Below are 15,000 nucleotides of genomic sequence, written 5' to 3'. Positions count from 1 at the left end.
AAAAGCGGTGCGGCCTTTTTTGTGCCCGGTCCCGTGGTAAGATTTCGATATACGCCTAGGGGGAGGAATCCGGATGGCCTTTTCGGCAACGCGCTATCGAAAAATCAGCGACTTGGAAGAACTCGTTCAGCGCCTGCCCGCGCGTCCTGCGGGCAAGCGGCTCGTTCTCGTCCCGTCAAGCGCTGATCGAGAGCTATTTGCCCAGCTCTGGCGGCGTCAGCGCGACGACGGCGTTCGGACGATCCTCTGGGACGACCTCTGCCGGCTTCTCGCGCTGGCGACAGGATCCGCCCAATCGGCTCAGATCGACCCGCCGGATCACTGGCTCCTGCTCCGCCAAGCGCTGACAAATTCGCCGGAGCCGTCGCCGCTGTCCGAGTGCCCCGGCATTCTCGGCCTGCTGGGCGATCAAATTCGCGAGCTCCGGGCCGAAGAGGTGCCGCCTCAGTCCGTCCCTCGAAACTCTGAGGCTTCACGCCTGCTGGCCGACTGTTTTCTCTCCTACGAAGGAACCCTTCGCGAGCTGAACCTTACCGACAGCGCCGCTCTGACAACCAAAGCCCGACTGGAAGTCGAGGCGGCCCAAAAATTCGACTGGCCGGATGAAGCTGAACTGATTCTCGCGGGCTTCTACAGCCTGACCCACTCCCAGCTGGAGCTGATTCGCCTTCTTCGCTCCAAAGGCGTGCCGATGAAGTGCTTCGTCCCAGACGACGGGACGAGCCACGCCGAGGCGTCCGACCTCATCGCCCAGCTGCTGCCCGGCGAAGCGCCCTGCCCGTCGCCGGGCGGGCCAGTCGACGTGCGGATCCTGCAGGCGGAAGACTGTCGAGGAGAATACGAGAAGATCGCCCGGTCGCTGATCTTGTGGGAAGCGACCGGCCATGACGGGCTGAAAATCGGCCATCCGTGGCCCGGCTGGGAGGCTTTGGCCCTCTGGGTTCCGGTGAACCGCGAGGGAACAGCGCTGGAAGTCATGAGGCGTTACGGCGTTCCGTGCCGCCGGGCCCGCACGCTCAAGATCACCGACACGCCGTTCTGGCGGCTATCCCAAACGGCCCGCGCGGCCGTCTCGCAGAACTGGGACGCGTTTTCAACGTCTGAACTGATGGCCCACCCAGCCATGGCGTCAGGACCGCTGCCGGACAAGTCGCCCTCGGGCCGGGACGCTTGGCGGGACGCGCTGCCCGAAAAAAGCAGAGACGCCTTTGACGACGCCTGCGCCTTTGCCCAAGAGATTCAGTCCGGCGGAACGCCCGAAACCCTGTTGGCCGCGCTGCTGCGCCTTGGGGAACGCCGCCTCCTGACGTTCTTCTCCAACGCGTCCAGCGGCACAGCTGGAACAGACGGGACGCTGGACGGCCAGATTGCCGAGTACAACGGAGCTCTTGACGAGCTGCGGCGAAAACTTCTCGCCATTCGGGAAACCCTTCGGGATCTAAAATCCGCCGGCAGCAGGAAGCTAGACGGCGGCGACGCGTGGGAGTACCTGACCGCTTGGGCTGACGGGTCGTCGATTCGCCCGCAGCAGCCGCTGGGCGACGCGCTGGAACTGTGGTCCGGCTCCCTGCCGGTGTTCTTTTCAAGGCCCTATCTGTTCGTCAGCGGCCTGAACGCCTCAGTATGGCCCGGAAGCCTCGCGGAGACGCCGCTTCTCAGCGACGCGGACCGCCAGACGATCAGTGGATCGCCGGACGCGGAAAACGCCGGACACCTGCCGCTGCTTTCGGAGCGGCGAAGCCAGCAGGAAGTCCTTTTCCGCCGCCTGATCGCCTCAGCCGGCCGACTGACGATCCTCTCTTGGACGACGACCGACGAGAAAAGCCGCCCCCTCGAGCCGACGCCGTTTCTCCCGTCCGCCTACAGCGACGGCTGGATTGCATCTGACCCGCCGACCGTGAGCCGCGGGCTTGACGAGCTTCTCGTTCCCCGTGACCAGCCGTTGATCGGCGGCGTCGAGGTCAGGTCCCCGCTCGAGTTTGCCCCTTGGCCGAAAGACCGGGTCTTCCCATCTCCGCTGCCGGGCGCCAAAGTTCCGTCTGCCCTGCCGATGAGCGCTATCGACGCCTTTGCCGACTGTCCGTACCGGTTCTACGTCCAAAACGTCCTGCGCCTAGCGCCTCAAGAGACTCGGCCGGCCTACGACCGGCTGCTCGTCGGAACGGCGACCCACAAGCTGTGGGAGATGGTTTGGAGCGCGAAAAACGCTGGAGAAAAAGAATCAATTCAGAACCTATCGGCCCGTTTTCTCGACGAGGCGCTTTTAGGCCCTAGCGGGTATCCCGAGCTGGGAACGCCTCAGCTCGCCCGACAGTTTGCCCTGCTGAAAAGTCAGATTCGCCACTGCGCCGCCCTGCAGGACAAAATCGACGAGCGGCTGGCTCCCCATCGAGTGAAGGTCATGATCGAGACGCCTTTGTCCCTGCAGCTGGACCACGCGTTCTTCCGCGGGCGGGCTGACCGAATCGACGTCTTAGACGACGGATCGTTCCTCGTCTGGGATTACAAGCTGGGCAAGAGCGAAAAGTACGCCAAGTCCTTTCAGCTTCCCCTGTACGCCCTCGCCTGCGAAAAATCGACCGGAAAGCGCCCGGCCGGCTGGGGCTTTCTAGGGCTGCGAGACGGAGGCTGTCAAGCAAGCCTCGTTCTCCCGAAGGAGCAGTCGGAGACCTGCCAAGCCGTTGCCGCCGCCTTGGCCGAACAAACGGACTGCAAGACGATCCCGCCGGCGGCAGAAGGGCCGTTGCCCGAGCTGGCCGAGCTTCTTTCAAGCCTCGACAGCTGTACGGCCGCAGGGCGCTGGAACCCCAATTGGGACAGCAAAGACGCGTGCCGAAACTGCCCGTACAAAGAGCTGTGCCGAAAAGAAGAGCTTCACGGAGAGTCAGGAAAGGAGGACGAGTGATGACCGCCGCTGTCCAGTCTGACGAGCAGGGCTTCGCCCTGCTGAAAGAGCTGCTTCAAAAAAGTGCCCTGCCCGAGCAGGCCGAAGCGGCCACCTCGTCCGAACGGCTGACCGTCGTGAGCGCCGGGGCCGGGACCGGCAAGACGTGGACTTTGGCTTGGCGTTTTCTCTGGTGCATGGCCCAAGGCGCGCCGGCCCCGTCGATTCTCACCCTCACGTTCACGGAAAAAGCCGCCGAGGAGATGAGAAGCCGCATCGCCGCGCTGACCGAGGGCGTCGCCCGTCAGGCGAAAGAGGCGGGCTGCGTCAGGCTGAGTGAGGTGCTGAACGAAGGCCGACGTTGTCTCGACAGCGCGTACATTTCCACCATTCACGGGTTCTGCCTGCGGGTCATCAAGGAGACGGGACTGAGCCTTCCTGTGTCGCCCAGCTGTCGGCTCGTTTCCGCGCCGGAGGAGGAGTTCTTCTGGCGTCAGGTCGCGGACGCGCTGGAAAAAAACGATGCCGGTTGGTTTGCGAACCGCCTGTCCTGCTCTCCGGGCCGGGCGAACTGGCCTTCCGTCCTGTCTTCGCCATGGACCGCCGACGTGCTGAACGGGCGGGAGCAGGCCAACGACATCGCCCAGTTTTCCCGGGCCGCCGAAAACCTTGAGACGGCCCGCGGAGGCGCGCCGGAAGACCTGTGGCGCTCGGAGGGGCGGGAAAAAGAAGTCATCGAAAGCCTGAGAGCCGCGTACGAGCCCGAGGCGCGGGCCCAAGTTTTCAGGCTGAGGAGGATCCTCCGCGACGCGGCGGTCAGGAACCTTTTAGAAAACGGCAAAGGCAAGTTCGCCTCCAAGATGAGGGCGCTGGCCGCGCCGTTTCCCCATCAAGAGAACGAGACCAAGCGCGGGTGCGATTTTCTCCTCGAGCTGGCGGACGCCCTGAACGAAACCGACGATAAGTCCTCCAAGTACCTGAAGGCCACCTTCGGGTGGAGCCGAAAGGACCTTAAAGAGCGGCTGAAGCACTTCCTGCCGCTCGTTCGAATCGTTCGGGACGGCTGGACCGACGACGAGTCGCAGCTGCGCGGCAGTCTCGCCAAGCTGGCGGCTCTCTGTTGGGCCGTCTGGGAAGAGCACAAGAAGGCGAACAACCTCATTTCCTACAGCGACATGATCGTGAAGGCCAAGCGGGTCATCGCCGCCGCGCCCGAATGGTCAAAACGGTTCCGCCACGTGCTGGTGGACGAATATCAGGACACGGACGTCCTGCAGGACCAGCTCGTCACGAGCTTGTCCCAGCAAAGCGGCGCGGCCCTCTTCCTCGTGGGCGACGTCAAGCAGTCCATCTATCGGTTCCGCCACGCCGACCCGTCGCTTCTGGACCGACGAAGCGAACAGGCCCGGTGGGACGGCAAGTTCATCGCGCTGAACGTCAACTTCCGAAGTTCGCCGGCGGTCATTGACGCCATCAACGGCCGGTTCTCGGTCGTCTACGAGCACGGGCTGGGACGGAACCTGACCACGCCTTACATGAATCTGCGCGCCCCTGAACGCGCCGACGGTACGCGCGAAGCGGCCGAAGCGGGGCCGGTCGGCGAACTGTTGGCCGTCGCCCCCGCCGAATGCACCGACGAGGTGCCGGCAGAACCGCAGCCTATCGCCCGCCAAAGGCTGGCCAAACGGCTGGCCGAACGGCTGGCCGAGCTGAAGGAAAACGGTCTCACGGTCCGCGACCGGGAGTCGGGCGAGCGGCGTCCCATCGACTGGAAGGACATGACGGTTCTGGTGCCGACTCGAACGCAGTACGCCCCTCTTCAGACCGGCTTCGAGCAGGCGGGCGTGCCGCTTCGGCTGGCCGGCAACGTGGACTATTACGCCAGGTACGACATCAGAGACCTGTCGGCTCTGCTTCGGTTCCTCACGTCCGGCAGCCCGTTTGACCTAGCGTCGTTCCTCTGCTCGCCCCTTTCGGGCGTTCCGCTGGCCGACGCCCAGCGGATAACTCAGCTGACCGCCTCTTCGCCGGATCCGCTCTCCCTTCTCGCCCAAGAGGCCCCCGCGCTGGCCCATGAGCTGGCAGATCTCAAAGGAGAGGCCGCGTTCTTCGGCGCTTCCCGAGTCGTCAGCTGGCTTTTAAGGCGCGATTTGTCGTCTGTGGCGCCTCACAAGCGTTGGGGCGTCGCGTCCGACCTGCGCCAAGCCTTGGGACAGTTTGAGGCCTTTGAAAGCGCGTTCGGCCCGTCCCTTCTGGCCGAGTCGCGGTTCTTCGACCAAGCGTGTCGGCAAAAGCTCCGACCGGAAGCCGAATCAGGCTTTTTCAGCGACTGCGCCGTCACGGCGACGACCGTCCACTCCGCCAAGGGGCTCGAGTTCCCTCTGGTCGCCGTCTTCGGCCTTGAGGCCGCGCCGTCCTCCCGCAGTTTTGGCCTTGACGAGTCGATTCACCTTGGCGCGGTGACGGGAAAATGGCCGGGAAACCTGACGGCCTCCCTGTCGCCGGTCCCGCCTGACGGGCCGCGCCTGAAAACGATTCACGACCTTGCCGAGGAAGAGCCGGAAGAAGACGAGTGGAAGCGGCTGTACTACGTGGCGTTGACCCGCGCCAGAGACTGGCTCATTCTCGCCGGACTGAAAACCGCCAAGGGAGACGCCAAGAAGAAATCTTGGATGGCCCTCGAAAAGTTCTGCATGCCCGAGGCGTTTGAGGCGGCTTCCGAGGCCTCGGCGACGGAAGAAAATCTGGAAGCCGCTCCACGGGAGCGTCCCAGCAGCGCGGCGCGGGTGGCTGACGGCCCAGTCGTCAGGCGCGCAGTCCACGCGCCGCACCTGACTTCCATCAGCGCGTCGTCGTTCGTCCTGTGGAACCGCTGTCCCGCCTGCTGGCGGGCCGTATTTCGCCAAGGTTTCCAGGACCGGCGGGAGAACTTTTCAGGCGAGGAGACTCCCGGAGGCCCGAGAACCGGCGAACTTCTCCACTGGGCGTTGGCCCTGTGGGACTACACGCCCCAGCAGTTGGAGCTGATTCTGCGCCCCGACGGCCCGTTGGTTCCGCCGCTTCACCTGAGAAGCCTCTGGCGGGAACCAAGGACCAAATCGTGGATTCGCCAGTTAATCGAAGGCTTCACGACCCTGCCGTCCTTCAAGATGGCCTGCCAGGCAAAACTGAGCGGGACGCTGGAGCGGGAAAAGCCACTCCGGCTCGACCGGCCTGATAACTTGGCCCTCACGGGTATCGCCGACATCACGTGGACCGATGGCGCCTGCCGGTTTATCCGGGACTACAAGACCGGAAACTTCCACGCGGCGGCCCAAGAAGACGCGGTCCAACAGCTGCGGTTCTACGGGACGATCCTGCGCCGCACGGCTCCACAGCGAACCGCCGAGCTTGACTTGGCCGTTGTCGTTTTGGACCCGAAGGGGCCGAGGGAAATTCCGGTGACGCCCCTGACCGATGAGCAGGAAAACGATCTTTTCTCCGCCGCGGCAGAACAGGCGTTCCAAGCCGTCTCCGGGCCGTGGGCCAGCCGCTGCCGAGGCGGCGTCTGCCGAAAAAAGTTCTAGCTGAGCTGAACAGAACAAGCGGGCCGGAGGGATTCCCCTCCGGCCCGCTCTTTTTGCGCCGTTAACCTGCGTTGTACGTGGCGATAAGCCCTTCGATGAGGGCGCTCTTGAACCCCTTCGCTTCCAGCGCCCGCAGCCCGGCGATCGTCGTTCCTCTGGGCGTGCAGACCGAGTCTTTCAGCGCCGCCGGGTGAAGTCCCGTCTCTCTGACGAGCTTGGCCGCGCCCTCGAACGTGGCGAGAGCCGCCTTCAGCGAGTCATCGCAGGACATTCCGACGCCCAGGCCTCCCTGAATGAACGCTTCCGCCGCCATGAGAACAAACGCGATGGCAGAGCCGGACAGGGTGCTCACCGCGTTCAAGTCCTTCTCGCCTACCCAAACAGCTTCGCCTTCGCGGCGGAACAGCCCAAGCATGGCGTTTCGTTCGTCCTCGTCCCAGTCGTCGGATGCGACGCCGGCAAAACCTGCCCCCACCGCCGCGGCGATATTAGGAATAGCCCGCCCCCACTTGGCCCCGGGGGCGCAACTTTTCAGCTCTTCCAAGCTGACGCGGGCTGCCATGGAACAGCAGACCCGGCCGGCCAACCGGTCGGCCAACGCGCGGACGACGTCCTTGACCAGCCACGGTTTGACGGCGAACAGCACAGGGCCGGCTGAGGCCTCGAGCGCCTGAACGTTGTCCCGTGTGAGCCTCAGCCCCAGCGCCTCGAGCTCCGCCAGCCGGGACTCCTTCGGATGGGACACGACCGGGCTGAGTCCCGATTTCGCCAAGCCGATGGCCACGGCGCCGCCGAGCGCTCCGCCGCCGATGATCACCGGAGAATCGTAACAGACCTTCATGGTTCTTCCTCCTTAGAAGTCTCCAGAAAAATGGAACCGCCTGGCCCACTCGTAAGCGCCCAGCGCCGCAGCCACGCCGGCGTTCAACGACTCAGCCTGCCCGCTCATGGGAATGCGGGCCAGAAAGTCGCAGCTTTTTCTCGTCAGCTCGGCCAAGCCGGTTCCTTCGGCGCCGACCGCTAAAACGGTTCTCTGGTCCCAAGCCAGTTTCCCGAGAGGCTCTGAGCTCTCGCCGGCGAGGCCGACGACCCAGAACCCCGCCTCTTTCAGGTCGTCCAGCGCCCGCTTCACGTTGACAACCGAGATGACAGGGAAACGGAGCGCCGCTCCGGCCGACGCCTTGACGACCGTCCCAGTCAGCCGTACCGAACGATCCTTGGGAACCAGCACCGCCGACGCGCCGGCCGCCTCGGCGGTCCGAATCACCGAGCCGAGGTTGTGCGGGTCTTGGCACCGATCCAGCAGAATGACAAGCGCCGGGCCGCCGGCCAGCTGGTCCAACAAATCGTCCAAGCTCACCTCGTCAGGCCGCCGCAGCGACAGGGCGATTCCCTGATGAACCGCCCCGCCGGTCATCTGATCCAACGCCAGCCGGTCGACCCGTTCCAGTGCCGTCCTGCCGGCAAGGCGAACGACCTGAGCTTCAAATTCCGCCTCGACACCCCGAGCCAGCCAAACCCGCTCGACGCTTTCGCCCGACCGTTCGAGCTGTTCAAGCGACGGGTTACGCCCCCAGCACAGCAGCAGGCCGTCGCTCTCATCGCGGCTGAGCTCGCGGCCGGGCCTTTCGTCCCGTCCTTTCCTTCCGCCGCCCGCTTTCCCGCGAAACGGCCTACGCTTTTCTTCCATTCGGCCAGCCTCCCAATTCCCGAACGTATTGAGCCATCGCCTCAGCAGTGCAGCCGACCGGATTTTCCGTCAGCTGTTTCGGCGTCCCGCAGCACACCAAACGCCCGCCGGCCGCCCCGCCGTCCGGCCCCAAGTCGATGACGTAATCGGACGAACAGATGATATCCATGTTGTGCTCGATGACCACCAAGCTGTTGCCGCCGGCCACCAGCTCGTGAAGGATTTTCAGCAGCTTAGCGACGTCGGTATAGTACAGGCCGGTCGACGGCTCGTCGAGCAGGTACAGCGTGCTGCCGGTGAACCGTTTGCTCAGCTCTTTGGAGAGCTTGACCCGCTGGGCCTCGCCGCCGGACAGTGTCAGCGCCGATTGCCCGAGCCGGATATACCCCAGCCCGGCTTTCTGCAGCAGGGCCAGCCGGCGGGCAATCGACGGAATATCCTCGAACAGCTTCGCCGCCTCGTCGACCGTCAGGTCGAGCACGTCGGCAATCGAGTGGCCCTTGAACCGAACCTCCAGCGTCTCCCTGTTGTACCGACGGCCGCCGCACACGTCGCACTGGACGTAGACGTCCGGCATGAAGAGCATTGAAACGCGCCGCTCTCCCGCGCCGCCGCAGGCCTCGCACCGGCCGCCCTTGACGTTGAAGCTGAACCGTCCCTGACCGAAACCGCGAAGCTTCGCCTCCGGCAGTTGGGCGAACAGCTCCCGAATGGCGCTGAACAGCCCGGTGTAGGTCGCCGGGTTTGACCGAGGCGTCCGGCCGATCGGGCTTTGGTCCACCAGAGCGACGTTTTTCAGGCCGTTCCAGCCCTTCATGCCCCGATGGGCGCCCGGCCGGTCCCGAAAGTCAGGGTTCATCCGGCGCTGAAGTCCCTTGTACAGCACGTCGTACATAAGAGTCGACTTGCCGCTGCCGGAAACGCCGGTCAGACAAACCAATCCGCCCAACGGGATCTTCACGTCCAAATCTTTCAGGTTGTGCTCGCTGGCCCCTTCGATCGTGAGCCAGCCGGACGGGGAAAATTTTCTGCCGGGCAAAAACAACCCGTTGGCCTGCCCCCGCAGGTACGGACCGGTCAGCCCGTCCGTGCTCCGAATGGCCTCCCGGTCGCCGGCGTGGGTTATTTGTCCGCCGAACTCGCCGCTGCCCGGGCCGACCTCCACGACGTAGTCAGCCGCCGCGATGGTGTCCCGGTCATGCTCCACCACGATAACCGTGTTGCCCAGGTCCCGAACCTTCTCGAGCGTTTTGATCAGCCGGCCGGTGTCCCGGCTGTGAAGGCCGATCGTTGGCTCGTCCAGCACGTACATGACCCCCGACAGCTTCGAGCCGATCTGAGTCGCCAGACGAATACGCTGGCTTTCGCCGCCCGAAAGGGTATCGGCCCGCCGGCTCAAGGTGAGGTAGCCGGCCCCGACGTCAACCAGAAAATCGAGCCGCTTGGACAGCTCGACCATCACCTGCCCGGCCAAAGAGGTCGAGTCGGCGGTGTGAGAGCTCACCCAGTCCCGCAGCTCCGTCAGGGGCATGGAAACGAGGTCGTCGATGTTCTTCCCGTCGTAGCGAACCGCCAAGGCCTCAGGCCTCAGCCGAGTGCCGCGACAAACGGCACATTCGTCTTCTACCCTGTACCTGGCAAGATCCTCGGTCACCTGCTCCGAGTCGGTCTGTTCCCACCGGCGCTGAAGCCAGTTCATCAGGCCTTCGTACCGACCGTTATAGCTCTCGTAGCTCCCGTTCATCCGAAACGCCAGCCGCAGCGCGACCGGCGAGCCGTTCATCAGGACGTTTCTCTGTCGCTCAGGCAGCTCGCGATACGGCGCGTCCAAGTCGAGCTTCTCCTTCGGCGCCAGCTTCTCCAACCGCTCGAGCATGTATGACTTTCCCCGGAACGGGAGAAGCGCGCCGCCCCGAACGGAGAGATCCGGGTTGACCGCCAACTCCTCGGAGAAATGGCTGTGACAACCCAGCCCAGAGCAAGCCGGGCAAGCGCCCTGAGGGCTGTTGAATGAGAACAGCGCCGGCTCAATGTCCGGCAGCGAAACGCCGCAGTCTGGGCAGGCGAATTTTTCGGTCATCAGCCGTTCGCCGTCGGGCGTCACCAAGAGGACAAAACCGTCGCTGGCCGCCAGCGCCGTCTGCACGGCTTCGGCGAGCCGCCCCCTCTTTTCCTCATCTACCCTGAGTCGGTCAACCACCACCTCGATGTCGTGCTTCTTCTGTTTGTCCAGCGGGATTTCCTCTTCAAGCCACAGCACGCTGCCGTCCACTCGGACCCGCATGAAGCCCTGCTTGCGAAGTCCCGAGAACAGGTTCTTAAACTCTCCCTTCTTCCCCCGGACGACCGGCGAGAGGATCTCGACTTTCTGCCCGTCCGACGAGCCGAGCACCGCATCGACAATTTCGTCCACCGAGTAGCGGTGAACCGGTTTGCCGCATTGAGGACAGAACGGTTCGCCGGCGCGGGCAAAAAGAAGGCGCAGGTAGTCGTACACTTCCGTCACGGTGCCCACGGTCGAACGCGGGTTGTGCGACGTCCCCTTCTGCTCAATCGAGATGGCCGGCGAAAGCCCTTCGATGTCGTCCACGTCCGGCTTTTTTTGAACGCCTAAGAACTGCCGGGCGTACGACGACAGCGAGTCCACGTAACGCCTCTGCCCTTCGGCGTACAGCGTGTCAAACGCTAGGGAACTCTTGCCGGACCCGGACGGCCCGGTGATGACGACCAGCTTCCCTCGGGGAATCGAGAGGGAAACGTTCTTTAAGTTATGTTCTTTAGCTCCTCGAATGACGATGTGATCCGTCACGGCGACTTGTTCCTCTTCCTTTCGGCGAGGCGACTCGGAGTTTTCCGGCCGCTTCGATTTCTTGATTGCGCAGTTCGGCCAGCCGGTCTCTCAGCATGGCGGCTTTTTCAAACTGCAGTTTTTTCACCGACTCCCACATGAGCTTTTCAATCGTCGCGCAGTCCATCTGCTCTTCTTCCGCCTTTGAGGCTGCCGCCTCAGGGGCCTCCTCAAATTCCAGCTCCGGTAGCAAGCGCGACACGCTCTTGGAGACCGTCCGAGGGACGATTCCATGGGCCTTGTTGAACTCCAATTGTTTCTGCCGGCGACGGGACGACTCGGCACAGGCCTGGCGAATGCTGTCGGTCTGAGTGTCGGCGTACAGTATGACCCGGCTTTCGGTGTTTCTGGCCGCCCGTCCCATGATCTGGATCAGCGACCGATATGACCGAAGGAACCCTTCCCGATCCGCGTCCAGTATCGCCACAAGGGTCACTTCCGGCATGTCGATACCCTCGCGGAGCAGGTTAATTCCAACCAGCACGTCCACCGAGCCTTCCCGAAGCTCCCTGATTAAGTCCGCCCGCTCGAACGCGTCCAGCTCGGAATGAATGTACTTGGCCTTGACGCCCAGTTTGCCGGCGTATTCGGCCAAGTCCTCGGCCATTTTTTTTGTGAGCGTGGTGACGAGGACGCGCCCGCCGGCCTCTGTGGCCCGGGCTATTTCGTCCAACAGGTCGTCCACCTGACCGCTCGCCGGACGGACAAAGACCTCGGGGTCCACCACGCCGGTGGGGCGTATCACCTGTTCGACCACCTGCGACGACCGCTGAATCTCCCAGTCGCCGGGCGTGGCAGAACAGCAGATGACCCGCTGCATGAAGTTCTCAAACTCGTTCCACTTGAGCGGCCGGTTGTCCAGACACGACGGCAGACGGAACCCGTGTTCGACCAGCACTTCTTTTCTGGCCCGGTCGCCGTTGAACATGCCGCGGACCTGCGGCAGGGTGATGTGCGACTCGTCCACCACCATCAGGAAGTCGGGCGGGAAAAAGTCCAAAAGCGTCCCCGGCTGTTCGCCGGCTTCCCGGCCGTCCAAGTACCGGGAGTAGTTTTCAATGCCCGAACAGTAGCCGGCCTCGGCCAGCATTTCCATGTCGTATTTGGTCCGGCTTTCGAGCCGCTGGGCCTCGAGAAAACTCTTCTGAGACCGAAAGAACTCGAGCCGTTCTTCCAGCTCGGCGCGAATCTTGACCATGGCCTCGGCCACCGCGTTGTCGCTGGTGACGTAGTGCTGAGCCGGGAAGACGGAAACCCGTTCCCGCCGAGCCACAGTCTTGCCGCTGATGGGCTCCACCTCGTCGATGGACTCGAGTTCCTCGTCGAAAAACGAGAAGCGAAGGCTCTTGTCGCTGTAGACCGGATAGAGCTCAACCACGTCGCCCCGGACGCGGAACTTGCCGGGCGACAGGTCCAAATCGTTCCGCTCGTAGTAGCTTTTCATCAGGCTTTCGAGGAACGCTCGGCGCTTCCACCGCTCGCCCACCGAGAAGGAGACGACCGCGTCCTCATAGTTCTCCCGCTTGCCCATGCCGTAGATGCACGACACGCTGGCCACCACGATGACGTCCCGACGCTCGATGAGCGACTTCGTCGTGGCGAGGCGCATTCGCTCGATCTGGTCGTTGATCGACGCGTCCTTTTCGATGTACACGTCTGAGCCGGGCAAGTAGGCTTCCGGCTGGTAGTAGTCGTAGTAGCTGACGAAGTAGTGAACCGCGTTGTCGGGGAAAAAACCCTTGAACTCGCTGTAGAGCTGGGCGGCCAAGGTCTTGTTGTGAGCCAGCACGAGCGTCGGCCTTTGAAAGTTCTGTATCACGCTCGCCACGGTGAACGTTTTGCCGCTTCCCGTCACGCCGAGCAGCGTCTGACACCGATCGCCCCTGAGGAGCCCTTCGGTCAGGCGAGAAATGGCCCCAGGCTGGTCGCCGGCCGGAGGCCAAGGAGCCTGAAGGCGGAACGCGTTCTCTTCCACGGCACGGCCTCCTTTCGCTCAATACGACGACAAGGGCGAGAATCCCCTCGCCCTTGTCGCGTTTTCTTCATTCGTCGCTGTCAGTTTTTCCGTCGGTTTCGGCTCCGGCTTCCTGTTCTGCCGCCGAGGGTTGGGGACGGCTTTCCGAATCCGCCGCCGGCTCGTCGGCAGAGGGCGCGGCTTCTGCTTCCTCCTTCGGAGTTTCGGGCTTTTCTCCCAGCAGAACCGCGAACTCGTCGGCGTCGATGATCTCCCGTTCCAGAAGCGTTTTGGAGACCAAGTCCAGCTGATCCCGATGTTCGGTCAGGATCTTCGTCACCTTGTCAAACGCTTCGGCCACGATTCGGCTGACGGTCCGGTCGATCTCCTGAGCCATGTGGTCGCTGTAGTTCCTGTCTTCGCCCAAGTCACGGCCTAAGAACACCTCATGTTTGGGCCGTCCGAGCACCACCAGCCCCAAGTCGCTCATGCCGTACTGGGTGACCATGTCGCGGGCTATCTTAGTGGCCCGCTGCAGGTCGTTGCTGGCGCCGGTCGTCACGTCGCCGAAGACGAGCCGTTCGGAGGCGCGGCCGGAGAGCAAAATACAGACCTCGTTCATCAGCTCGGACTGAGAGGCCAAGAAGCGGTCCTCCGTCGGCAGCTGGAGCGTGTAGCCCAGCGCGGCGGCGCCTCGCGGGATAATCGATATCTTGTGCACCGGGTCGCTTCCGGGCAGGTAATGTGCCACAAGCGCGTGGCCTGTCTCGTGGTAGGCGATGATCCGGCGCTCTTTGTCGTTGATGACCCGGCTCTTGCGCTCCGGCCCGGCGATCGACCGGTCGATGCCCTCTTCGAGCTCGGCCATGGATATCTCCGCCTTGCCTGCCCGAGCCGCCAGCAGCGCGGCCTCGTTGACCAAATTCGCCAAGTCCGCTCCGACAAATCCGGGCGTCCGCTTGGCCAGCGTCTCCAAGTTCACGTCGGCGCCCAGCTTCTTGTTCTTCACGTGGACCTTCAGGATCTCTTCCCGACCCTTCACGTCCGGCGCGTCGACGACGATATGCCGATCAAACCGCCCGGGACGAAGCAGCGCCGGATCGAGCACATCCGGCCGGTTCGTGGCGGCGATGAGAATGATGCCGCCCTTATCATCAAAGCCGTCCATCTCGACGAGCAGCTGGTTCAGCGTCTGCTCCCGCTCGTCGTGACCGCCGCCGAGACCGGCGCCGCGCTGACGTCCGACGGCGTCGATTTCGTCGATGAACACGATGCAGGGCTGGTGCTTCCGAGCCTGATCGAACAGGTCTCTGACCCGGGAGGCTCCGACGCCGACGAACATTTCGACAAAGTCAGAGCCGGTAGTACTGAAAAACGGCACGTCCGCCTCGCCGGCGCAGGCTCGGGCCAGAAGCGTTTTCCCCGTTCCCGGCTGGCCCAGAAGGAGCACGCCGCGGGGAACTTTTGCCCCCAGCGCGGTGAACCGGTCAGGCTGACGAAGGTAATCGACGACTTCCTTTAGCTCCTCTTTCGCCTCGTCGCAGCCGGCAACATCGACGAAAGAAACCTTCGGCCGGTTGTCGATGAACATCTTCGCCTTGTTCTTGGCGAAGTTCATCACCTTTCCGCCGCCCTGCATGCCCCGGAGAAAGAAAATCCACACGCCGATGAGCAGCAACGTCGGCAGCAGCGACGACGCGAGAGTCATCCACCACGGCGTCGGTTCGGGCAGCGCCACCTTCACGTCGGCGCCTTTTTCAAGCGCCCGGTTGGCTAAGTCCTTTTCCCCGACGATCGCCGAGGTGAAGGACGTCCCGTCCGACAGGGCCCCCTGCGCGGTCAGGTCTCCGACGGTCACGTTTTTCACGCGTCCCGCGTCGATGGCCGCGACCAGTTGGCTGTAGGAAAGCTCTTTAGCTTTCTGCCCGGCCAGATCGCCGGACGGCGTCATCAACGAACTGGCCAAGCTGACGACCAGAACGATGAGTATGAGATACAGGCCGAGGTTCTTAAATATCTTCCGCACAGATACGCCTCCTCAAGGAGCTTTCCCGCCGG

Annotated in this window: 7 protein-coding genes; 2 read left to right on the top strand and 5 right to left on the bottom strand. The window is 63.4% G+C overall.

Annotation, left to right across the window (positions count from 1 at the left end; genetic code table 11):
* The first annotated feature begins 73 nt into the window (after nt 1-73).
* Complete coding sequence (locus tag HMPREF1249_RS04905) at nt 74-2,905, top strand: PD-(D/E)XK nuclease family protein (RefSeq protein ID WP_021775916.1); 2,832 nt, start codon at nt 74-76, stop codon at nt 2,903-2,905.
* On the top strand, nt 2,905-6,450 hold the full coding sequence (locus HMPREF1249_RS04900; protein ID WP_008522683.1) for a UvrD-helicase domain-containing protein: 3,546 nt from the start codon (nt 2,905-2,907) through the stop codon (nt 6,448-6,450). Before HMPREF1249_RS04905 ends, HMPREF1249_RS04900 begins: the two co-directional genes overlap by 1 nt.
* Nucleotides 6,451-6,511: 61 nt before the next feature.
* On the opposite strand, the gene HMPREF1249_RS04895 is transcribed toward HMPREF1249_RS04900, so the two are convergent.
* The 5 genes from HMPREF1249_RS04895 to ftsH form a co-directional block, all read right to left on the bottom strand.
* Nucleotides 6,512-7,291 (bottom strand): pyrroline-5-carboxylate reductase family protein, encoded by a 780-nt coding sequence (locus HMPREF1249_RS04895; protein ID WP_008520547.1) that lies wholly within the window; start codon nt 7,289-7,291, stop codon nt 6,512-6,514.
* A gap of 12 nt (nt 7,292-7,303) precedes the next feature.
* Entirely contained in the window at nt 7,304-8,140 is an 837-nt protein-coding gene (gene rlmB, locus HMPREF1249_RS04890) for a 23S rRNA (guanosine(2251)-2'-O)-methyltransferase RlmB (RefSeq protein WP_008520545.1), read from the bottom strand.
* Nucleotides 8,124-10,949 carry an excinuclease ABC subunit UvrA gene (gene uvrA, locus HMPREF1249_RS04885; RefSeq protein ID WP_021775882.1) on the bottom strand — a complete coding sequence of 942 codons (2,826 nt, stop codon included), beginning with the start codon at nt 10,947-10,949 and terminating at the stop codon, nt 8,124-8,126. The genes rlmB and uvrA overlap by 17 nt, the downstream gene beginning before the upstream one ends.
* Entirely contained in the window at nt 10,918-12,963 is a 2,046-nt protein-coding gene (gene uvrB, locus HMPREF1249_RS04880; RefSeq protein ID WP_008522681.1) for an excinuclease ABC subunit UvrB, read from the bottom strand. The genes uvrA and uvrB overlap by 32 nt, the downstream gene beginning before the upstream one ends.
* Before the next feature lie 67 nt (nt 12,964-13,030).
* Complete coding sequence (gene ftsH / locus HMPREF1249_RS04875) at nt 13,031-14,968, bottom strand: ATP-dependent zinc metalloprotease FtsH (RefSeq protein WP_008522680.1); 1,938 nt, start codon at nt 14,966-14,968, stop codon at nt 13,031-13,033.
* Between the last annotated feature and the right edge of the window lie 32 nt (nt 14,969-15,000).

The sequence above is a fragment of the Jonquetella sp. BV3C21 genome (genome assembly GCF_000468895.1).
Classification (GTDB): Bacteria; Synergistota; Synergistia; order Synergistales; family Dethiosulfovibrionaceae; genus Jonquetella; species Jonquetella anthropi.
The sequence above is the reverse complement of the archived record's forward strand: the minus strand, read 5'-3'. Positions and strand labels throughout refer to the sequence as shown.

Excerpts from the sequence above, each read along its gene's own strand:
- HMPREF1249_RS04905 (WP_021775916.1), top strand. The coding sequence starts at position 74 with ATGGCCTTTTCGGCAACGCGCTATCGAAAAATCAGCGACTTGGAAGAA.
- HMPREF1249_RS04900 (WP_008522683.1), top strand. The coding sequence starts at position 2,905 with ATGACCGCCGCTGTCCAGTCTGACGAGCAGGGCTTCGCCCTGCTGAAA.
- HMPREF1249_RS04895 (WP_008520547.1), bottom strand. The coding sequence starts at position 7,291 with ATGAAGGTCTGTTACGATTCTCCGGTGATCATCGGCGGCGGAGCGCTC.
- rlmB (WP_008520545.1), bottom strand. The coding sequence starts at position 8,140 with ATGGAAGAAAAGCGTAGGCCGTTTCGCGGGAAAGCGGGCGGCGGAAGG.